The organism is Billgrantia saliphila (assembly GCF_002930105.1).
In the GTDB taxonomy this organism is placed as follows: Bacteria; Pseudomonadota; Gammaproteobacteria; order Pseudomonadales; family Halomonadaceae; genus Halomonas; species Halomonas saliphila.
This window is the reverse complement of record NZ_PJRN01000010.1, coordinates 59014-78702: the sequence shown is the minus strand read 5'-3', so window position 1 is coordinate 78702 and position 19689 is coordinate 59014. Positions and strand designations below refer to the sequence as shown.

21 protein-coding genes are annotated in these 19689 nt (G+C 61.0%); 8 read left to right on the top strand and 13 right to left on the bottom strand.

Annotated features, from left to right (window positions below; all coding sequences use genetic code 11):
- Positions 1-51 precede the first annotated feature (51 nt).
- Together CYJ07_RS12650 and CYJ07_RS12645 are read right to left on the bottom strand one after the other, a co-directional pair.
- Entirely contained in the window at positions 52-2244 is a 2193-nt protein-coding gene (locus CYJ07_RS12650) for an OsmC domain/YcaO domain-containing protein (protein WP_104204067.1), read from the bottom strand.
- A 506-nt stretch (positions 2245-2750) separates the two neighbouring features.
- Entirely contained in the window at positions 2751-3674 is a 924-nt protein-coding gene (locus CYJ07_RS12645) for an alpha/beta fold hydrolase (RefSeq protein WP_197038356.1), read from the bottom strand.
- Positions 3675-3786: 112 nt separating this feature from the next.
- Between CYJ07_RS12645 and CYJ07_RS12640 the strand changes: the two genes are divergently transcribed.
- Positions 3787-4743 carry a LysR family transcriptional regulator gene (locus CYJ07_RS12640; RefSeq protein ID WP_104204066.1) on the top strand — a complete coding sequence of 319 codons (957 nt, stop codon included), beginning with the start codon at positions 3787-3789 and terminating at the stop codon, positions 4741-4743.
- Here the strand turns inward: CYJ07_RS12640 and CYJ07_RS12635 are convergent.
- The 4 genes from CYJ07_RS12635 to CYJ07_RS12620 all read right to left on the bottom strand — a co-directional run bounded on the left by CYJ07_RS12635 (position 4701) and on the right by CYJ07_RS12620 (position 6717).
- Positions 4701-5447 carry an SDR family oxidoreductase gene (locus tag CYJ07_RS12635; RefSeq protein ID WP_104204065.1) on the bottom strand — a complete coding sequence of 249 codons (747 nt, stop codon included), beginning with the start codon at positions 5445-5447 and terminating at the stop codon, positions 4701-4703. The genes CYJ07_RS12640 and CYJ07_RS12635 overlap by 43 nt on opposite strands.
- Before the next feature lie 49 nt (positions 5448-5496).
- Positions 5497-5880, bottom strand: coding sequence for a nuclear transport factor 2 family protein (locus tag CYJ07_RS12630; RefSeq protein ID WP_104204064.1), 384 nt, complete (start codon positions 5878-5880; stop codon positions 5497-5499).
- 40 nt (positions 5881-5920) lie between these two features.
- On the bottom strand, positions 5921-6289 hold the full coding sequence (locus tag CYJ07_RS12625; protein WP_104204063.1) for a glyoxalase superfamily protein: 369 nt from the start codon (positions 6287-6289) through the stop codon (positions 5921-5923).
- A gap of 86 nt (positions 6290-6375) precedes the next feature.
- The gene (locus tag CYJ07_RS12620; protein ID WP_104204062.1) at positions 6376-6717 is read right to left on the bottom strand and encodes a YbjQ family protein; all 342 of its coding nucleotides are present in this window, start codon (positions 6715-6717) and stop codon (positions 6376-6378) included.
- 232 nt (positions 6718-6949) lie between these two features.
- On the opposite strand from CYJ07_RS12620, the gene CYJ07_RS12615 reads away from it, so the two are divergent.
- Positions 6950-7354, top strand: coding sequence for a DCC1-like thiol-disulfide oxidoreductase family protein (locus CYJ07_RS12615; protein WP_104204061.1), 405 nt, complete (start codon positions 6950-6952; stop codon positions 7352-7354).
- Positions 7355-7360: 6 nt separating this feature from the next.
- Here the strand turns inward: CYJ07_RS12615 and CYJ07_RS12610 are convergent, their stop codons facing one another.
- Positions 7361-7570, bottom strand: a complete 210-nt coding sequence (locus CYJ07_RS12610; protein ID WP_197038355.1) for a glycine zipper domain-containing protein — start codon at positions 7568-7570, stop codon at positions 7361-7363.
- Between the two features lie 164 nt (positions 7571-7734).
- Here CYJ07_RS12610 and CYJ07_RS12605 point away from each other — a divergent pair, with 164 nt between their 5' ends.
- The 4 genes from CYJ07_RS12605 to CYJ07_RS12590 all read left to right on the top strand — a co-directional run bounded on the left by CYJ07_RS12605 (position 7735) and on the right by CYJ07_RS12590 (position 10786).
- The gene (locus tag CYJ07_RS12605) at positions 7735-8421 is read left to right on the top strand and encodes a type 1 glutamine amidotransferase domain-containing protein (RefSeq protein ID WP_104204059.1); all 687 of its coding nucleotides are present in this window, start codon (positions 7735-7737) and stop codon (positions 8419-8421) included.
- Between the two features lie 149 nt (positions 8422-8570).
- On the top strand, positions 8571-9164 hold the full coding sequence (locus CYJ07_RS12600) for a LysE family translocator (RefSeq protein WP_104204058.1): 594 nt from the start codon (positions 8571-8573) through the stop codon (positions 9162-9164).
- A 99-nt stretch (positions 9165-9263) separates the two neighbouring features.
- Positions 9264-10259 carry a DUF2795 domain-containing protein gene (locus tag CYJ07_RS20635; protein ID WP_231489630.1) on the top strand — a complete coding sequence of 332 codons (996 nt, stop codon included), beginning with the start codon at positions 9264-9266 and terminating at the stop codon, positions 10257-10259.
- The gene (locus CYJ07_RS12590; protein WP_104204057.1) at positions 10259-10786 is read left to right on the top strand and encodes a DUF2795 domain-containing protein; all 528 of its coding nucleotides are present in this window, start codon (positions 10259-10261) and stop codon (positions 10784-10786) included. The genes CYJ07_RS20635 and CYJ07_RS12590 overlap by 1 nt, the downstream gene beginning before the upstream one ends.
- A 39-nt stretch (positions 10787-10825) precedes the next feature.
- Here the strand turns inward: CYJ07_RS12590 and CYJ07_RS12585 are convergent, their stop codons facing one another.
- On the bottom strand, positions 10826-11659 hold the full coding sequence (locus CYJ07_RS12585; protein WP_104204056.1) for an AraC family transcriptional regulator: 834 nt from the start codon (positions 11657-11659) through the stop codon (positions 10826-10828).
- Between the two features lie 280 nt (positions 11660-11939).
- Here CYJ07_RS12585 and CYJ07_RS12580 point away from each other — a divergent pair, with 280 nt between their 5' ends.
- Positions 11940-13469: a sensor domain-containing diguanylate cyclase gene (locus CYJ07_RS12580; protein WP_104204055.1), complete on the top strand. Its 1530-nt coding sequence runs from the start codon at positions 11940-11942 to the stop codon at positions 13467-13469.
- A gap of 50 nt (positions 13470-13519) precedes the next feature.
- Here the strand turns inward: CYJ07_RS12580 and CYJ07_RS12575 are convergent, their stop codons facing one another.
- The 3 genes from CYJ07_RS12575 to CYJ07_RS12565 form a co-directional block, all read right to left on the bottom strand.
- On the bottom strand, positions 13520-13813 hold the full coding sequence (locus CYJ07_RS12575) for a DUF6968 family protein (RefSeq protein ID WP_104204054.1): 294 nt from the start codon (positions 13811-13813) through the stop codon (positions 13520-13522).
- A gap of 66 nt (positions 13814-13879) precedes the next feature.
- Complete coding sequence (locus tag CYJ07_RS12570; RefSeq protein WP_156085502.1) at positions 13880-14566, bottom strand: TVP38/TMEM64 family protein; 687 nt, start codon at positions 14564-14566, stop codon at positions 13880-13882.
- Between the two features lie 7 nt (positions 14567-14573).
- Positions 14574-15311 (bottom strand): SDR family oxidoreductase, encoded by a 738-nt coding sequence (locus CYJ07_RS12565; protein WP_197038354.1) that lies wholly within the window; start codon positions 15309-15311, stop codon positions 14574-14576.
- 190 nt (positions 15312-15501) lie between these two features.
- Between CYJ07_RS12565 and CYJ07_RS12560 the strand changes: the two genes are divergently transcribed.
- Positions 15502-16089 carry a Crp/Fnr family transcriptional regulator gene (locus tag CYJ07_RS12560; RefSeq protein ID WP_104204052.1) on the top strand — a complete coding sequence of 196 codons (588 nt, stop codon included), beginning with the start codon at positions 15502-15504 and terminating at the stop codon, positions 16087-16089.
- Positions 16090-16107: 18 nt separating this feature from the next.
- Here the strand turns inward: CYJ07_RS12560 and CYJ07_RS12555 are convergent, their stop codons facing one another.
- Positions 16108-17457, bottom strand: a complete 1350-nt coding sequence (locus CYJ07_RS12555; RefSeq protein WP_104204051.1) for a cytochrome P450 — start codon at positions 17455-17457, stop codon at positions 16108-16110.
- Positions 17458-17771: 314 nt separating this feature from the next.
- Positions 17772-19493, bottom strand: a complete 1722-nt coding sequence (locus CYJ07_RS12550) for a methyl-accepting chemotaxis protein (RefSeq protein WP_104204050.1) — start codon at positions 19491-19493, stop codon at positions 17772-17774.
- Positions 19494-19689: the final 196 nt, after the last annotated feature.

Genomic DNA, 19689 nt, shown 5'->3' with positions numbered 1-19689 from the left:
AGTAAGCTGGCTCGGGGCGTCTCGTGGCAGGAGCGGTATCGCCTGTACGGCCTACACCGCCACGCCTGCCCGCTTGGCACGATGGGCGTGCAGCTTCTTGTAGCTCTCGATCAGGCGCTGGTGCTTCTCCAGGCCTTCGAGCCGCATGCTAGTGGGCGTCAGCCCATGGAAGCGCACTTCGCCGTTCACCGAACCGACAACGGCTGTCATGGTCTTCTCGCCGAACATGCGCGTGAGGTTGTAGATATAGTCGTCGAGCTCCAGCTCGTCGTCGAGCACGATCTCCAGCACCGCGGCCATGGCCTGATAGAACAGCCCGCGTTCCACGGTGTTGTCATTGTACTGCTGGAACATCTCGACCCGCTCCAGGGCCTCTTCGTGCTGCCCAAGGGCGAGGTTGATCAGCAGCTTCAGCTCGAGGATGGTGAGCTGGCCCCACACGGTATTCTCGTCGAACTCGATGCCGATCAGGGTGATGATATCCATGTGCTCGTCGAGCTGGCTCTCTTCCAGGCGCTCCAGCAGCACGGCTAGCTGGTCATCGTCCAGGGCGTGGAGATTGAGGATGTCCTCGCGGTAATCCAGCGCCATGTTGGTGTTGTCCCAGACCAGATCGTCCACCGGATACACCTCGGAGTAGCCCGGCACCAGGATGCGGCACACCGGCGCGCCCAGGTCCTCGTGAACGGCGACGTACACTTCCTTGCCCATCTCCTCGAGGATGCCGAACAGGGTTGCCGCTTCCTCTTCATTGCTACCCGAGAAGTCCCAGTCGGCGAATTCGACGTCGCTCTTCGCACTGAAGAAGCGCCACGAGACCAGCCCCGAGGAGTCGATGAAGTGCTCGACGAAGTTGTTCGGCTCGGCGACGGCCTGGGAGTTGAAGGTCGGCGGCAGGAAGTCGTTCAGGCCCTCGAAGCTGCGGCCCTGCAGCAGCTCGGTGAGGCTGCGCTCCAGCGCTACCTCGAAGCTGGGGTGGGCGCCGAAGGAGGCAAACACGCCGCCGGTGCGCGTGTTCATCAGGGTCACGCACATCACCGGGAACTGACCGCCGAGGGAGGCGTCCTTAACCAGCACCGGATAGCCCTGGGCCTCCAGCGCCTGGATGCCTTCGAGAATGGCCGGGTAGCGCTCGAGTACCTCCATCGGCACGTCCGGCAGCGCCAGCTCCTGCTCGAGGATCTCCCGCTTCACGGCCCGCTCGAAAATTTCCGAGAGGCACTGCACCTGCGCCTCCTGCAGCGTGTTGCCGGCGCTCATGCCATTGCTGAGATAGAGGTTCTCGATCAGGTTCGAGGGGAAGTAGACCGTCTCGCCATCCGACTGACGCACGAAGGGCAAGGCGACGATGCCGCGCCCCGCCTTGCCGGAGTTGGTGTCGATCAGGTTCGAGCCGGCAAGCTCCCCCTCGGGGTCGTAGATAGCACGGGTGTATTCGTCGAGGATGCCTTCAGGCAGCTCGTCGTCGGGCCCCGGCTGGAACCACTCCTCGTCGGGATAGTGCACGAAGGCACTATTGGCGATCTCTTCGCCGAAGAACTGGTCGTTGTAGAAGAAGTTGCAGCTCAGGCGCTCGATGAACTCGCCCAGCGCCGAGCACAGCGCGCTCTCCTTGGTGGCGCCCTTGCCGTTGGTGAAGCACATCGGCGAGGCGGCATCGCGGATATGCAACGACCACACGTGCGGCACGATGTTGCGCCACGAGGCGATTTCGATCTTCATGCTCAGGTCCGCCAGGATGCCGGACATGTTGGCGATGGTCTGCTCCAGCGGCAGGTCCTTGCCCTCGATCCAGGTGTAGGCTTCCTCGTTGGGCTGCACCATCAAGAGCGCCTGGGCGTCCTCGTCTAGGTTCTCCACCGTCTCGATCTGGAAGTCCGGCCCGGTCTGCACCACCTTCTTCACCGTGCAACGGTCGATCGAGCGCAGGATGCCCTCGCGATCCTTCTCGGAGATGTCCTCGGGCAGCTCGACCTGGATCTTGAAGATCTGGTTGTAGCGATTTTCCGGGTCGACGATGTTGTTCTGCGAGAGGCGGATGTTCTCGGTGGGAATATCACGCGCCTTGCAGTACACCCGCACGAAGTAGGCCGCGCACAGCGCGGAAGACGCCAGGAAGTAGTCGAAGGGGCTGGGTGCCGAGCCGTCGCCCTTGTAGCGAATGGGCTGATCGGTGATGACGGTAAAATCATCAAACTTGGCTTCAAGCCTGAGATTCTCGAGAAAATTGACTTTGATTTCCATGACGGGTTACCGGTGGGGAAGTGTTGCGGGCGCAGGCCGAGGCGCGCAGTCTACCACACGGGCAAGGCCCTTTCGGCCATCCACGATGCGACCCCCGGTAACAATCGGTTGCTCATGTCACGGCGTGAGGGAGTGGCACCAACCTTATCACCGCTACCGGAAATGAACTGTAGTCACCACCGCTACGGAGCCGTCTTGGGTGGGAGTCCGAAAGGAGCTAGGAGGATGAGCAATGAAAACAAATCTACCCGGCAAACAACAAGGTAGCTTTCGCATCCTTCTTGTTTGCCGGGTAGTTCCCTGCGTACTTATGTCTGCTGCAAGCGAGCCGTCTCAGCGGCTTTCGTTACTCAATTTAACGAAACGTAACGCAGAATGCAACATAGACAAAGGGCTAAGACGGATAGCCATGGCCGCGAGGCCCGGCAGTCGGGGAATGCCACCAAGCGTTGAATCTTCGGTACCGCTGGCCCTCGCGGCATCTCTGAGTACGGTTCCCGTGCCTTCTAGCTGCGCAAAAAATTTAGTACTACCTCCATGAATTCCGACGGGAACTCGATGTGGGTCATGTGAGCCGCGGGCATGACCAGCAGACGGGCACCGGGAATGGTCTCGGCCATGGTTTCGCTATGGCTGACGGTGGTCACCGGATCGTGCTCGCCGGCGATAACGAGTGTCGGGCTCGTGATGAGCACAATGGTGCGCCGCATGTCGGTGTCGCGGACAACCGCGTAGGACCCCGCCAGTCCCTGCCGATCCATGGCCAGCAGCGTGGTACGAAACGGCTCCACAACGGCGCTCCCCTCCTCCAGCAGACGTGTCGGAAACCAGTTGCGCAGGAACCTTTCGGCGGTTTCCTGCATGCCCTCCGCCTTGAACACGGAGTTGATGGCTTCGTCCCACTGCGCGGCCGGTCCCAGGTACGAGGCGGTGTTGCTGAGGATCAGGCGGCCAATTCGCTCCGGCGCATGAATGCCCAGCCACTGGCCAACGAACCCGCCTAGCGAGAGCCCCAGGAAGTGGGCACGCTCGATGCCCAGGCCGTCCAGCAGCTCCAGCACATCCCGGCCAAGTCGGTCGAGGGAATAGGCCCCGGCAGGCACTTCGGACTCGCCGTGCCCGCGCATGTCGTAGCGCACCACGTGGAAATGCTCGGCCAGCTCGGGCACTTGTCGGTCCCACATGCCCAGGTCGGTGGCGATGGAGTTGGAAAGCACAAGCACGGGTTTGTCGGCAGCACCATCGACATGGTAGGCGATGCGGACTCCGTCGCCCGTGGTGAAGTGCCGACGAAGGTGGTCGGCAGCGGTTGAGGAGCCGGCCTGCCCTTCGGAAGCACCAGGGTGTTGGCCGTCCAGGCGCTCCTGAAGTCGGGCAGATGAGGTGAATGGCGCCAGGCCGGAAAGATGGGTTGCCAGCATGCGGGACATTATCGAACTCCTCGGCAATTTGCGTCGGTGTGGTTGGTAAGTTCGATACTAGTTGCGCGGCTTATCAGCAGATATTACAAAGATTGAAACGTCTCTGTTGTTCGAGCTGACAATGCAACGATTCACTCTGCACGAGTTGCACTGCTTCGTCGCTGTGGTCGAAGAAGGTGGCTTCCAGGCAGCCGCGGCGGTGCTGCATCGCTCGCATGCCGCCGTCTTCGCTGCGCTGGCAAAGCTTGAGCGGCAGTTCGGCATCGACCTGCTGGACCGGAGCGGCTATCGGGTGCGCCCCACCGAAGCGGGCCTATCCCTTTATCGCCGTGCGCACTCGCTGCTGCGGGACGCTGAGTCATTGACCCTGCATGCTCAGCAAATGGCCATGGGCGAAGAGACTGAACTCAACGTCGTGATCGGCGACCTGTGTCCGCGTTCGAAGGTGCTTGGGCTATTGAGCCGCTTTTTTGCCGAATTGCCCAATACGCGCCTGCAGCTCCATTATGAGGCCGTGACCGGACCCTGGGAGCGGCTGCTGAGCGGCGAAGCCGACCTGATCCTGCATCGAATCGACAAGAGCGACTTGCAGCTGGAGTGGATCGATCTCGGCAGTGTGCCGCTGATACCTGTCGTCGCGCCGGGTTTCCTGCCCTTCCCTATCTCGGACGCGATTACGCCGGAGCAGATGCGCGAACTGACCCAGTGCGTGCTGCGCGACACGGCGCAGCACGCCGAGCGTCCCGATTACTACGTAGTGGGCGGCCTCTCTCAGTGCAGCGTGGCCGATCACGAGATGAAGAAAGATTTCATCCTGCAGGGTATGGCCTGGGGGCACCTGCCGCGCTTCATGATCGAAGAGGAGCTGCGCGACGGTCGCCTGCTCTCCATTGCCGGGCGCCACTTCCCCGGCGTTACCGAGGAACTGGTCGCGGGGCGTCGGCGCGACCGCCCCCATGGGCCCATTGCCAACCGTCTGTGGCAGTTTCTGGAAACCCAGGCATTAGCATTGAGACGCGATATCGAAGCGGGCGACTACCGCCCGCCCGTCACGTCCAGCAGCGCGCCGCTCGAGTAGGAGGCTTCGTCGGAGAGCAGCCAGAGGATCGCCCGCGCCACCTCTTCGGCCTTGCCGCCGCGCTGCATGGGCACCGAGGCCTTCACTCGCTCGACGCGGTCGGGTTCGCCGCCGCTGGCATGGATTTCGGTATATATCACGCCCGGGCGCACGGCGTTGACGCGAATGCCTTCCGCCGCGACCTCCTTGGACAGTCCGAGGGTGAAGCTGTCGATGGCGCCCTTGGCCGCCGCGTAGTCGACATATTCGTTGGGTGCGCCGAGCCGCGAGGCGATGGAGGAGACGTTGACGATCGCCCCACCCTGGCCACCGTGCCGGGTCGACATGCGCCGCACGGCCTCGCGGGCGCAGAGGAAGCTGCCGATCACGTTGGCTGTGAGTACGCGGCTCAAGCGCGCTGCATCCATGTCTTCGACGCGCATCTGCGTTTCCAGGATGCCGGCGTTGTTGACCAGTGCCGTAACCGGGCCGAGCTTCTCGTCGACCGCTTCGAAGAGCCGCACCACATCGGCTTCATTGCCGACGTCACCCGCCACGGCGATCGCCTCGCCGCCGGCACGGGCAATCTCCTCGACCACGGCGAGCGCGGCGGCTTCGTTGTGCCGGTAGTTGATACACACGGCGTAGCCGCTAGCGGCGCCCAGGCGCGCCGTTGCCGCGCCGATACCTCGGCTCCCGCCTGTAATCACCAGGACTTTTTTCACTGAGATTCCTCTCTGCTGTCATCTCCAAGCCGAGCGCAGCCATGGCACGTCAGCTTCGATCAACGATCTTGGAAATCCGTTCGCTGCCGAACGTGAACTCCGTTTCGCCATTCAATTCGAGGATGCTCCCCGCCTTCAGCCCGCCGGGAATATCCTCCGCCAGGCGGCCGTGATAGTCGATCTCAGCCGTGGCGCCGTTCTGGCTGAAGGTCAGGCTGGTAATACGCTGCACACGTTCAGAGAAGAATCCCTTGGCATGCTCGGCGAGTTGGCGAAACTCGTCGATGCCGATAGCCGAGGTGGTGAGCTCACCGCCCGAGTAGTTCTCGAAGACGACGTCTGGGTCAAGCACGGCCAGCATTCCCTCGACGTCGAAGTGGTTGTAAGCGGCGATGTATCGCTCTATCAGATCACGCTTCATCGCTTCGTCCATGAATTGCTCCTTTCGATACAACGGCGATGGAGTACCGCATTCAGGTACTGATCGCATTGGTGAAGGTCAGCCGATTGCCGAACGGGTCGGTTATCGTCATGTCCTGGCTGCCCCAAGGCATCACTTCCAGGCTCGGCTTGGCGTACATGTAATCGGCAATATGCAGCTGCTGGTGAAACGCCTCGAGCTCGTCGGACTCGATCCGAAGCGCCGCACCGGGACTGCAGTCGCCGTAGTGTTCGGAGAGGTGCAGCACACAATCATCCTTGGAGACCTGCATATACAGTGGCATGCCTTCCGCGAAGCGATGCTCCCAATCCACCTGGAAACCCAGGAAATCGAGGTAGAACTCCCTGGCCTTGGCTTCATCGAAAATGCGCAAAATAGGTGTGGTCTTACCGAAGCTCATGGGACACTCCGCGAGTAACGAAGAGCACAAGATAGCCAAGGGCTAAAACGAACGGCCTCGGCATGCACAGTGGATAGTGGCGCAACTCAAGCCTTGGCGACCTTCACCGCGGTACCGGTGGCCACCAGGAACAGCATCGACTTGCCGCCGCCCGATATCTCGCTGTAGTCGAGATCGATGCCGATCACCGCATTGGCGCCCATTTCCTCCGCCTCCCGGCGCAGCTCGTTGAGGCAGGTGACGCGAGCATCGCGCAGTGCGTTCTGGGACGCCTTGTTGCGCCCGCCGAAGAAGTCCCGGAAGCCGGCGAACATGTCCTTGAGAATGTTCATGCCGAACACGCACTCCGCCGACACGATGTCGATGTGTTCGGTGATGCGGTAGCCCTCGAGATGCGATGAGGTGGTAAGGATCACTCGCTCGGACATGGGGGTCCCTCCGTTCCGTGGTTGCGTTTTGGATGACGAGGCCGAGGAGCCACACAGCCCGTCGGTGGGGTCTGAACGACATCATGCACTGTTCACCCTGCGGTGGGAACGACCCTCCAGGCAGCGATAACGGCTTGAAGAGACGGCCTGGGCATAGCGCACTATTGAAGCCATGCTGTGCGAAAGGAAACTCCAGGAGCGGTCGCAGTACACACCCGAGGAGCGAGTTGCCATGCAAGAGGACACTGCGCCGAACCGCCAGCTTCGCCTGGTCTATGACGGCGAATGCCCGATGTGCCGGCGCTACGTGCGCTGGCATCGCATACGCCAGGAAGTCGGCGAACTCGAGCTGATCGACGCCAGGCAGCACAGCGAAGCGCGCCAGGAACTCACCGCCATGGGCATCGACCTTGACCAAGGCTTCGCCCTGCAGATCGGCCAACGCTGGTACCACGGCAGCGACGCCCTGCACCGCCTGACCCTGCTCGGTACCCGCAGCGGCGTGTTCAACCGACTGATGTATCGGCTGTTTGCGAGCCCTGAGCGCACAGCACGGCTCTACCCGTTGCTCAGGGCTTGTCGGAATGGCCTGTTGAGAATGCTAGGCAAGCGGCCCATCGAGAATGTGAGGCGCTGACGCTCGCTAGTCACCAGATGCCCCGTCATCGTCCCTTTTGCCTTTTGTTCGGGTCTTCTCACCCGCCATGGTTTGCCCGAGCACGACTCCCAGCGCAAGGCCAAGGCCGATTCCCAGAGCCAGATTGTCAAATGCGACGCCCAGCGCTGCGCCAATCGCAACCCCCAGGGCGATGCCGATCCCCAGGGAGCTCCGTTGCTTGTTGTCACCAGACAAATTTCTCTCCTTTACGCCAGGAATTGGTCAGTAGCTAACGACTTGAACCCGAGGCTGACCGAACCGTTCATTTCTCGAATGCTGTCCACCCGCTATCTTGATGGCTGACGCCATTCACCTGTTCATTGATAGCACTGATGAACAGCACACTATAGGAGTGTTCCATGAGTTCGCGCATTCTGATGGTCCTCACCTCCCACGACCGCCTAGGCGATACCGGTGAGCCCACCGGTTTCTGGCTGGAAGAGCTGGCGGCACCCTACTACGCCTGCCTGGACGCCGGTGCCGAAGTGGTACTGGCTTCCCCCATGGGCGGCAAGCCCCCGCTGGACCCCAAGAGCGACGCCGAAGAGAGCCAGACCGAAGCGACCCGCCGTTTCCAGCAGGATGACGAGGCCCAGCAAGCGCTGGCCAATACCCGCCGACTGAGCGAGGTCAGCGCCGACGATTTCGACGCCGTTTTCTATCCGGGCGGCCACGGCCCGCTATGGGACCTGGTGGACGACAAGGATTCCGTCCGCCTGATCGAAGCCTTCTGGGCGCAGCAAAAGCCGGTGGCCGCTGTCTGTCACGCGCCCATCGCGCTGATCCATGCCCGCGATACCAACGGCGAGCCGATCATTCGCGGCCGCGAAGTCACCGGATTCACCAACGGCGAGGAAGCCGCCGTGGGGCTCACCGAGGTCGTACCGCATCTTGTCGAGGACGCGCTGATCGACGGCGGCGCCCGCTACTCCAAGGGCGACGACTTCACCCCCTACACGCGTCGCGACGGCCAGCTGATCACCGGCCAGAACCCGCCCTCTTCCGAGCCGACGGCCCGGCTGCTGCTGGAGGCGCTTGGCCAGTAGGCTCCTCAGTAAGTTTCGCAAGCAAACTCCACCACTACCGGCCTGCCCCAGGCCGGTAGTCGATAGTACTGCGTCTCCACCTCAATTTTGTTCAATACCTCACACCACCGTCGCAGCACTCTTGGGCCACTGCCCCCAGGAGGATGACGATGAGCCTTGCCATGATTCTGCCGATGTCGGCGTTCGCCCTTGCGGCCTCGATCTCACCGGGGCCGGTGAACCTGGTGTGCCTGAGTAGCGGGACGCGCTACCCCCTCTCCCAGGGGCTGACGTTCGTGACGGGCGCCACGCTGGGTTTCGTCGTGCTATTCGTTGCCGTGGGACTGGGGCTCTACTCGGTGCTGGCGGTGGTGCCGGGACTGCAGGAAATCCTGCGCTGGGCCGGCGTGACGTTCTTGCTCTACCTGAGCGTTCGGCTGTTTCGCGACGATGGCCGCATTCCGGAAGGCGAGTCTCATCGGGCGCCGGGGTTCATGACGGGCGCGCTGATGCAGTGGCTCAACCCCAAGGCGTGGCTGGCGTCGGCCTCGGGTATCGGGGCCTACACCAGCGGCGGCGACCTGGCGCAGATCCTACTCTTCGCTGGGCTCTACCTGCCGATCTGCTGGCTGTCGCTGGGCAGTTGGGTCTATGCCGGGGCCTTTCTGCGCCGCTACGTTCATCGCCCGGCAGTACTGGTGGCGGTCAACCGCACCCTGGCTGTGCTGCTCGCCGCCAGTTGCATGTATCTACTGCTCGGGTGAAGCCAACCCGTCTCCTTTGCACCGCAGGCCCCCCTCTGCTAACCAAGGGATAGAGTTTGTCTCACCCCGACACGCCCGATTCGGCGCAGGAGGTGCCAGATGACGGAGCAAGTGGAGAAAGGCGACATCTATTTCTTCTACCGTCCCAAGGTCAACGCGCAGAGGGTAGAAAACCTCGACGACGTTCAGAGACTGCACGTGGTGCTGGTGCCGGACGGTGCCGATAACGCGCGGCTGTTCCTGGTGGGCAAGAAGCGCATGCCGGAAATCGCCAAGGGCAAGCCGAAGTCCACCGCGCGCGAGTGGATGATGATCGACATGACGGGCAAACCGAAGGAGATCGGCGAGGCTCTGGCGCCGCTGGAGTACGAGACCAAGACCCGCGGGGAGCAGGAACAGGGCGAGGCCATTCCCGCCGGCGAGGGCCGCTATGCGATCTTCGAGCGCGACAACAGCTCGCGCCTGGCCTACCGCCTCGACAATCCAAATAAGCCCGGCAAGGCGCAGCAGGAGCTCAAGATCCTGACCGAGGCGAGCTATATCATCTCGGTGCGCAACCCCTCCCTCGATGTGCCCGGTTTCCCTCACTCCAAGCCGGACTACCCCAAGCGCCTGCAGGACAAGTTCGCCGACAAGCGCTGGATCGATGTCGACGACAGCCGGCTGCTCGATTACGAGAACGCTCAGCTGCTGCTCATCGGCGCGCATGACGACCTCAGCGAGGAAAACGTAAGCATCAGCGGCAAGGCGGCGCTGTTCAAGACGCTGGGGTTGAACGCACGGGAGTGGCCGACCGAGGCGCTGGAGGGCGGCCGGCTTGCCGAGCCACAGATGAAGCCCGACACCCAAGAGCCCAAAGGAGATCGCAGCAAGGGTGGTAAACGTGGCGGCAAGGCGGCCAGCGGTACGGCTTCGGCGGCCGGCATCGCTCAGGCGCTCAAGGGGGTGGACTTCCCCTGCGGGAAGTCCGACCTGATCAAACAGGCCAAGGCCAACCATGCTGCCGATGAGGTTGTCGACGTGCTGAACGAATTTCCGGACCGGCAGTACGAGACGATGGCGGACATTCAGAAAGCGGTGGGCGAGGTGCGCTGATGGCACAGTACGTATGCGAGATCTGTGGCGCCGGCTTCGATCAGAAATCCCGCTATGAGCGGCACATGCTGACGTCTCACCCCAGGCAGGCCGTATCCGCCGCCGACATCGAGAAGGCACTGAAGGGGGTGGGCTTCCCCAAGACCCACAGCGAGCTGTTCGATGCCGTGAGTGACGAGAACCGGGATGTGCGCGAAATCATCGCGCGCCTGCCCGAACGTGAGTATCGCGATGCCGCCGAGGTCGCACGGGCATTCAGCGAACTGCGCTCCCATGAGAAGGCGCCCGACAACCAGCCGAGCAAGACCGGTGGCGAGCTCGCCGTGCAAACGAGTGCTTCAGCCCCCTCCGCAGCACGCTTTGCCAGTCTGTTTGCCGGCATGAAATTTCCCGCCCGCCGCGACGAGCTCGAGCGGCATGCCCGCTCGAAGGCAAGCGCGGAGGAAAGGGAGATTCTGCGCAAATTCGGCGACCACCCTTATCGCAGCATGGCGGACGTCACCCGGGAGTTGGAGCGGGTGACCTGATTCGCCTGCCAAGCGCCGCCCGCCAGCGGCCGGACGAGCCTAAGTTTCGGCCGAGCCCTGACGATACTGGTTCGGCGTGGCGGCCACCAGGCGCTTGAAGGTGCGCTGGAAGTGCGGCTGATCGCTGAAGCCGGCGTTCAACGCCGCCTCGGCGATAGGCGTACCGCCTTTCAGTTCGCGCTGCCCCAGCTGGATGCGGCGATTGATCAGGTAGGCATGGGGTGTGAAGCCGAAGTGCTGCTTGAAGGCGCGGATTAGGTGACCGGGGCTGTATCCAGTGCGCTCGCACAAGTCGTCTAGGGAGAGCTCTTCCGTTGCGTACTTATCCAGATAGGCGGTCAGTTCCTGCAGGATCGCCGGCGCTTTGGACAACGGCTGGGCCGGCTGGCCAGCCAGCGCGTGCATCAGTGCACCGAGGTACTCGACCACTTGGGTCTGCTTGTCCAGCAGGTCTCGCTGCGGGTCCATCAGGCACGCCGCCAGGCGACAGTACCCTGCGTACCATTCACGCTCCCGGATCACCGCCGTCGCGATATCCTCCCAGTGTGGCGCTTCCAGCAGCCCGGCCTGATAGCGCAGTGTGGTCAACCAGGCGGTGTCGACGTACAGCATCAGGTAGGACCATGGCCGGTCGTCGATGGGGTTGCAGGCGTGGACCCAATTCGGGTTCATCAGCACCAGGCTACCGGCCTCGATCCGGTAACGATCGTTCCGGTAGCGAAAGGTACTCTCACCAGAGGTAATGGCGCCCAGCGACCAGTGGGTGTGGCTATGGGGCGCGTAGCAGACCTTGCGGCCATCCTCGACCTTACGCAACTCCACGTGGGGAATACGCGAATCGCGCCAGAAGATGGGTTTGGCTAGGTCGGTCATACTCGGCTCCCCGATCGGCAATGCTGACAGTCTAGCGTGCCGCCCATTCGCATGCTGCGTTTGATTCGATACCTGCCGCTCGGCCATTTCTTCGCGCGCTCCGTCGATAACCGTAGGCGCCAAGAGCCACTCGCAGCGCCTCACACCGCATGACTCAGGTTAAAGCCTCGCGGTTCCTGCCGGTGCTAGTCTTCAGGCAAGACCGTTTTAAACGTCCCTTCAACCGAAGTGAACCAACGTTGCCTTGCCTGAGATAGGCAAACGGGGCGACCCTGGCGGCATGCTAGATAACAGACCATACCAAACTCGGGCGTCATCCGGACTCAAACGCCCCCATCGTCTCGCCCTGGTGACGCTGCCCCCACGCGCGTTTGCTTTTTGCCATACCTTCGGGCTCACGGTCTGGATCGCCTTGGTGGAGAGCAGCGGTTGGTCGCTGATTCTGCCGGGCCTGATCCTGCTGCTATGGCCGGCGGTAGCATATGGCCACGCTGCCCTGGCTCACGATTCGAAACGTGCCGAGTTTCGGAACTTGTATTTCGACAGCCTGCTGTTCGGCATCTGGTGCGGCGTGCTGGATTACTATGTCTGGGCCACCCTGACCATTGGCCTTGCCTGCTTCATGAACAACATGGTCGTCGGTGGCCTGCGCCGTTTTGCCGTCTCGTTCGCCCTGTTTGCCGTCGGCGCCCTGGGTTGGGGGGCATTGACGGGATTCGAGTTTCGACCTTACGTCAGCATCGGGTTGGACATTTACCAAGGCACCGGCGCGGTGATCTACTTTCTCGCGCTTGCCTATGTGATGAACGGCCAGAATCGCAAGATCGGGCGCAACATTGCCGAGATCAAATACAAGAACCGGGTCTTTCATGCACTGCTCGAACTCGGTGTCGTCGCCAACCGCGCATCTGACATCAACACCTTGCTCGCCGACTCCTTGAAGCATCTACATGCAGACTTCCCCGAATACGGGTTTGCCGTGTTCTTCCAGGAGCGCCAACGCCCCGAGGTAACACGCTACGCGGCAGTCGCCGGCCTTCGCCTGCATCCGCAGGACGAGTGTCGCTTGGGCAGCCTACTGGCCACACTGCATGAACCACACGCCAACACCGTCAAGCTCAGTGAGAGAGCCGACGGTGAGCAGCTGTATGCCACTCCCATGACAGGACGCCTCAGCATGTACGAAGGCTGGCTGATCGTGCGTGCACCCAAGTTGGACGGCGCGCTGGAGCGCATGCTGACCCTGTTCGTCGACCAGTTGGCGGCGGCCACCGAGAACAAGCTGCTTCACTTGGCGCTGAAGAAGACGGCAGAGCGCGATGGGCTGACCGGACTCTACAACCGGGGCTTCTTCGAATCGGCGCTTCAGTTGAGCATCCAAGGCAAGATCCAGCCGCCGGGGGTGGATTTCGCCGTGCTGATGATGGATGTCGACGGGCTCAAGGAGGTGAACGATCGATATGGCCACATGGCGGGTGACCAGCTCATTACCACGGTCGCTGAACGCCTGAAAGTGCTCTGCCGGGAGGACGACATTCTCGCTCGCTATGGCGGTGACGAATTCGTCATTCTGTTTCCTTCCGCAGACCTATCGGCACCGAATCGCATCGCCGATTCGATCCGATCGCATCTCGAAGGGCAACGATGCGTCATCCCCACCATAGACGGTCGAAATGTGGAGGTGGAGCTGCGCTTGAGCTTGGGAAGCGCCAGTTCCACCGAAGTAGCCGCTCAGGACGTGCTTAGCCTGGCGGACGATCGCATGTACGACGACAAGACCCAGCGTCGCCGGGAAAGAGCCCTCGGCTGAGCCTGGTCTCCGTTGTGATTGTGGTCACGACGCGCCGCGATGCCGAAGGACTAGGCCTCCAACGGTAACGCTTCGCCCCTATCGAAGCTGAGCAAGCCGTCGTCATCCCTGAATTCGGCCAGCACCTGCTGGGCCAGCGACATGGCCAGGCAGTGAGCCTGGATCGAATTGTCGCCATGAGTATCACGCAGCTGCTCGTGTAGTGGATGTACCGCAACGGGACAGGCCCACTCTTCCGGATCGGTACCGAATTGGTACGGAGTGCCGATCTCGACCGTGTTCGCGAAACGGGATTCGCCTGGGCGTTGGTCGTACAGGGAGGCGGAAGCGATGATGGTGCTCATCCGTTACGTCCCAACTAGGGGGATTGTCTCTCGATAGTGCGGGAACCCACACATACAATCAATCGCTCAGTTAATGTCGAACGTCTTTCCGCCATTGGCACTCATGACTCGACGATGCCGCCTCAGAAACAGCAACCAGGCGATCCAGAGAGAGAGTGTCATTGCGATAGCCGCCCCAATGGCCGGCGTGGGATCTTCCAAGCTGCTCCTGGCGCCGGCATAGGCTGCGATGCAGGCGTATGGGAGTGTGGCAACCATGTAGTAAAGGACAAACCTTCCGATCGGCATACGGCTTGCTCCGGCCATGCAACAAGCGACTTCGGGAAGTATGGGCATGGCCCGGCACATGAGAAGAACCACGGCGCCATGTGTATTGAACAGTTTTTGCACTTCCTCGAGCTTGGAAGGGTTCCGGTAGATGCTGGCCAGCAGGCCGGGCCCGTAGAAGCGGCAAAAGCCGTAACCCGTCAATCCGGCTATGGTCATGCCAACAGCCGCGCTGGCAGCCCCTAAGAGTGACCCCAGAAAATAACCCGCCATGATCGCAAGCGTGAGGGTTGGCATTGCAATGACGATATCCAACGCTAACAGTGCCACGATAGCCAAGGCCACATAGACCACGCTGATCTCCGACGCCGACCGCACGGCCCACTCTATCCCTTCAGCTGTTACAAGGCCGGTTATGCGGGTTAATACGAAGGTTGACGCGAACAATGCAGCCAAGGTGAGAGCTGTAATTATCAAATGTTTCATAAAATTCTTAGCCGCGCTTCATGAGGTTTGCCATCAAACCAGGACTGAGCCGGGAAAGAATCGGCATGAACCGGGCCTTACCCACGTAAATAACGTCCCTATTTTTTTCCACACCGCTTACGATTTCCGTCGCAGCTTGAGCTGCAGATATCTTGCTTCTCCCCCGGCCTTCCGACATCGGGGTGTCTACCAATGGCAAGATAGCTGCATGAACGTGCACAGAAGTACTTTCCAATTGGTAGCTCAAGCTGCGCGAAAAATTCAAAAGACCAGCTTTTGTTGCACAGTAGACGGCGGAGCTTCTCTTTGGGTACAGGGCAAGAGCCGAGGTTAAATTGATGTAAGCCGAGGAAAAACCCAGAGCAAGGAAATGATTTATCAATAACGAACAGATCCAGATGGGAGCGGTGAGATTTACGGTTATCTCTTTCCCGATACTATCGAAACTGAACTGAGGATCTCGTAGCAAAGGCTGTACCTGTATCCCCGCAGAGTTGATGGCGACGGAAACGTCCGGATGCCGCTCTAGAATCGTGGCAATAGTGCTCTCCACTTCTTGTCTGTCCGCGAGGCAACACGGGTAGCTGAAGACGTTATCGTATGCCGTGCTTAATGAGCTAAGCTTTTCACGATTGGAAGCTATCACTATGACTGCATGATTCTTATGAGCTAATTGCTCCACCAGCGCCCTGCCGATCCCGGAGGTGCCGCCCGTGATGAGTATTGTCCTTTCCTTGAGTTGCATGACCCCTCGTTCCATCCCACTATGACTCACAGGTGACGCCATACTACGCCCGGTTTGGACAACGAAGTGTTAACCGTGGTTAACGCCATGTCGAATCCTCCTCCTTCATTCCGGCCTGTCCCACCCCTGCGGCGGAGCAATGAAAATGGCCCGCCGAACCAAGCCCCAAGCTCACATAAGGTAAAGACAAATGACAACGAAGGAAAAACAGCAAAAGCAGGATGCCTTGTGGCAGTTGCTTGCCACTCTGGGTGAGAGACGCTGTGCGCCCAAGGGCACCATGCTGATTCGACAGGGAGCGGTTGAGCGTACTTTTTTCTTCTTAGAGCAAGGCTTGGCTAAAGCGTATTACGAGTCCGTTGATGGCCGGATTCTAATAAAGTCATTCATTCGCGAGGGTGAAATTATCGCCAGCATGCAGGCTATCATGGCAGGCCAACCGAGCCTATTCAATCTCGTTACTTTAGAAAATTCGCAATTCTTAGCGGCTCCTGGTGGTGCGCTCATGGAACACTTTGAACGCAACCCTGCGATACATGTTCCGCTAAATAAACTGTTAGCTCATGTTGCCATGAAAAAAGAGCGCCGAGAGTATGAATTTTTATGTCTTTCGGCGGAGCAGCGTTATTTGGATTTCTGTCAGAACGAACCTGAACTGATCGAACGTATCTCTCAGGCCGATGTGGCTCGCTATCTAGGCATTACCCCTGTGGCGCTGAGTCGTATCCGGAGACGCAGGCGGGACGCTATTTCGTATAACGCGCTGGGCCGGCCCTAGGCCGACCCAGTAACTACGTCAGTACGCGTCGAGCTTGAACTTGAGGTCGTAGTTGTTGAGCAGTGGCGGCATCGGCTTGCTGCTGAGCAACCGCGTGGGCGGGTCCAGGCGGAACTCTCGCTGGGCCAAAAGCCTCGCCAGTGCCGTACTGGTCACCAGCAATACTAGTCGCCGACCGGGACAGATGCCTGGGCCGCCGCTGAACGGAATGAGAGGCCACTCCACCGCCCCTTCCGGCTGCAGCCACAGGTCCGGGTCGAAGCGGTTGGCCGAGGCGAGATAACGGTCGTCGCGATGGAAATAAGGCGCCAAGATCAACAGCGAGGTATCCGCCGGCATGGCGCCGTTTTCCCACAGCGTCGTCTCGGTGCTTTGACGCAGCACCATCGGCGTGGTGGGCCACAGGCGCAGCGATTCCAGTACGCAAGCGCGCAGGTAGGAAAGCTCGGGTCTTGGCTGCTGCTCAAGGCTGGCAGCCTCCTCCTGTGCAAGCCGGGCGTGTTCGGGATGTGCGGCCAGCAGCGCCAGAGTGCGGAAGGTGGCCATGCCCGCTGGGTCGAAGGCAAACAGCCACTGGGTAACCTGCTGTTCGGGCTGAGTGGTTTCGTTGGTGGGAACGCGGGCGACTTCGGCGGCCAGGCTGCCCGGCTCCGCCCGCCTGAGATAGAGGCGTAACCGTTCATGCAGGGCATCACGCAGGCTGTCGCGACCAGGATGCATGAATCCCCAGTTGCCGGCGGCACGCAGCTTGCCCAGCGTTTCCGTCAGGGCATGGTCGTCGCGGGCGGTGTCGCCCAGCACCACGCGACGCACCACGCGTGCCCAGGTCTCGAAGAAGGTGCCCCAATCCAGCGAATCACCTCGCTGGCGCGTGTCATGAAGCAGCTCATCGACTTCCTGCTTGACCACCTCGACGAAACGTTCACCCAGGCCGTGCACGGGACATTCGGTCTGCAGCACGGCTTCATTGAAGCGGCGACGCTCGTCACGCTCGGGGCCGTGGGAAATCAGCGCCATGTCAGGCTCGAAGTGCGCCAGCGCGCTGCGCTTGGCCTGCTCTGCGGTAGCAAACGGTTCCGGCGACTGATCGAGTACCCTGTTGGCGTGTTCGGGATCGAGCACCAGCGCCATCGTTTTCTCGCCCGGCACCTGTAGCATCAACGGCCCGCTGCCGTATTTCTCATTGAGCTGCTGCAGGCGATGCACGGCGCGCCGGTCCAGCCCGAGACGCTCCGCTATGCCCACCACCTTGGGGCGCCGAATGAGCACCCCCTTCGCTACATTGGGAATGAACACGTCATTCAATACGGCGAGCGATTCCGCCACGCTCGCCTTCGGCAACTCCCGCTGAACCGTATCCCTAGTCATCTTGCGCTCCTTTGATTGCCTTCCTAGCGGCAGTCTAGTCGCGTAATTGACCGTAAACCCTTGTTTCAAACAAAACTTTACAAGTGATGTCGCTTCATGCAATGCCCCTTTGGTTCGGCAGCGCTAGGCCACCTCTGCGGGCAGGAACGTCTCGACAATGGCCTCGTAGGCGGTATCCGCGCGCTCTGTCTCATTTTATCGCCCCTTGCCAAGCCTTCAGCATGGATTCAAACGATAGGCACCGCCGTTTCCACTTTCCATTCGTCCAAAAAAAGAGCCGCAATTTGCGGCTCATGACAAAGCGCATGTCGGCGCTAGAACTCGCTCCAGTCGTCCTCGTCGACGCCGCCGTGCGAACGGGCTTTCTCCGGCTTCGGCGATTCAAGCTTGACCAACTGATGCGATGCGGGACGCTTTCCGGTCGGGGCTTCGGTCGGTGCTTCGCGGCGAACATGTTCTGCCTGCGTGAGCTGCGCCGGCGCTGCCTGGGCGTTATTGTCGATGCGGAAGGTGGCGATCAGCGCGGCGAGGCGCTGGGCCTGCTCTTCCAGCGAGGCGGCAGCGGCGCTGGTCTGTTGCACCAGCGAGGCGTTCTGCTGAGTCACCGAGTCCATTTCGGTCAGCGCGGTGTTGATCTGTTCGATACCGCTGTTCTGCTCCCGCGTGGCCGTGGAAATCTCGCCCATCAGGGCACTGACCTGGCGAATCGATTCGACGGTTTCGTTGATCGTCTCGCCGCTGCGCTCGGCCTGCTCGGCACCGCTGGCCACTCGAGTCGTGGTGTCCTGGATCAGCTTGCGGATCTCCTTGGCCGACTCCGCACTGCGGCTGGCCAGGGAGCGCACTTCGCTTGCCACCACGGCGAAACCACGTCCCTGCTCCCCTGCCCTGGCCGCCTCGACCGAGGCGTTCAGTGCCAGGATGTTGGTCTGGAAGGCGATGGAGTCGATCACGCCGATAATGTCGTTGATGCGCCGGGCACTGTCGGCAATCTCGCGCATCAGCTGCACGGTGCGCTCGACTTCCTGCCCACCGGCCTCGGCGGTCTTCGACGCCGCGGCGGAGAGCCGGTCGGCCTCGATCGCGGTATCGGTGTTCTTGCTGACGGTGGAGGCCATCTCCTCCATGCTGGAGGCAGTCTCCTGCAGAGCCGACGCCTGCTGCTCGGTACGCGAGGAGAGGTCCTGGCTGCCCGTAGCGATCTCGCCGGCACCGATAAAAACGTTATCGCTGCTGTCCCGCAGCGAGATCACCAGTGCCTTGAGCTTCTCCTGCATGCGCCCGAGCGCGCTGTACAGCTGGCCGATCTCGTTGCGCCCGCGGTCTTCGATGCGGGCGGTCAGGTCGCCCTCGGCGATACGCTCGAAGTGCTCGATCGCTTCGCGCAGCGGGGTAACCACCACCCGCATCAGGGCAACACGAATAAGGAAGGCGGAGACCAGCGCCACTACCAGCATCACTGTGGCAGTGATCGCCACGCGCCGATCCAGAGTCTCGATCACCTCGATGTCGTCAATGGCACGCTGTTCGATATAGTCGATGAAGGCTTCCATGACCTCGTCGAGCTCCGCGCCCAGTTCGTCCAGCTGCTCCTGGTTGCGCATTACCTGGAACGGCGCGGCATCCAGCAGCGGCACCAGGCCCTCGTTGACGAGTGCCTCGTAGGCCTCGGTGATGGCAACCACGTGAGGTGTGCGGGTGTCGGCCGGATCGAGAGACACTTCACGGAATTCAGCGAAGTGGTGTTGTGCCGTTTCGATCGCGGCCGCTGCCAATTGCTGCTTTTCCTTGCCCTTGTCCGGATTGCCCTGGGTACTCAAGCTGGCATAGCGGTCCAGAAATGTCTGCGCACGCAACACATCTACCTGCGCGCGGTTGGCCATGTCGGCCAGCTTCATGTTGACTTCGGCCAGCTCGTGCAAGGCCGCCTCGCCCTTGGCATTGGAGTAGAACCCCAACCCGCTGATTAAGCCGATCATCAGCACCAGCGCCGCCAGTGCTGCCGAAAGGCTCCACTTGATGGATATATTTTTCATCGTTAGCCCCTTGCCTGATGTTTTTGACGCTAGTGTTACGGTTTTTTTCTTTTTCTTTTCTTTTTCATCGGCAGATGGGGGAAGAAGTTGAGCAAAAGAGTCGGTATGAATGCGACTTTTGGCTAACGGCGAAGATTTCTCGTCAACGCAACAACCAACGGAAGCGGCTTGCGGCGCGACATGCACGATACCGACC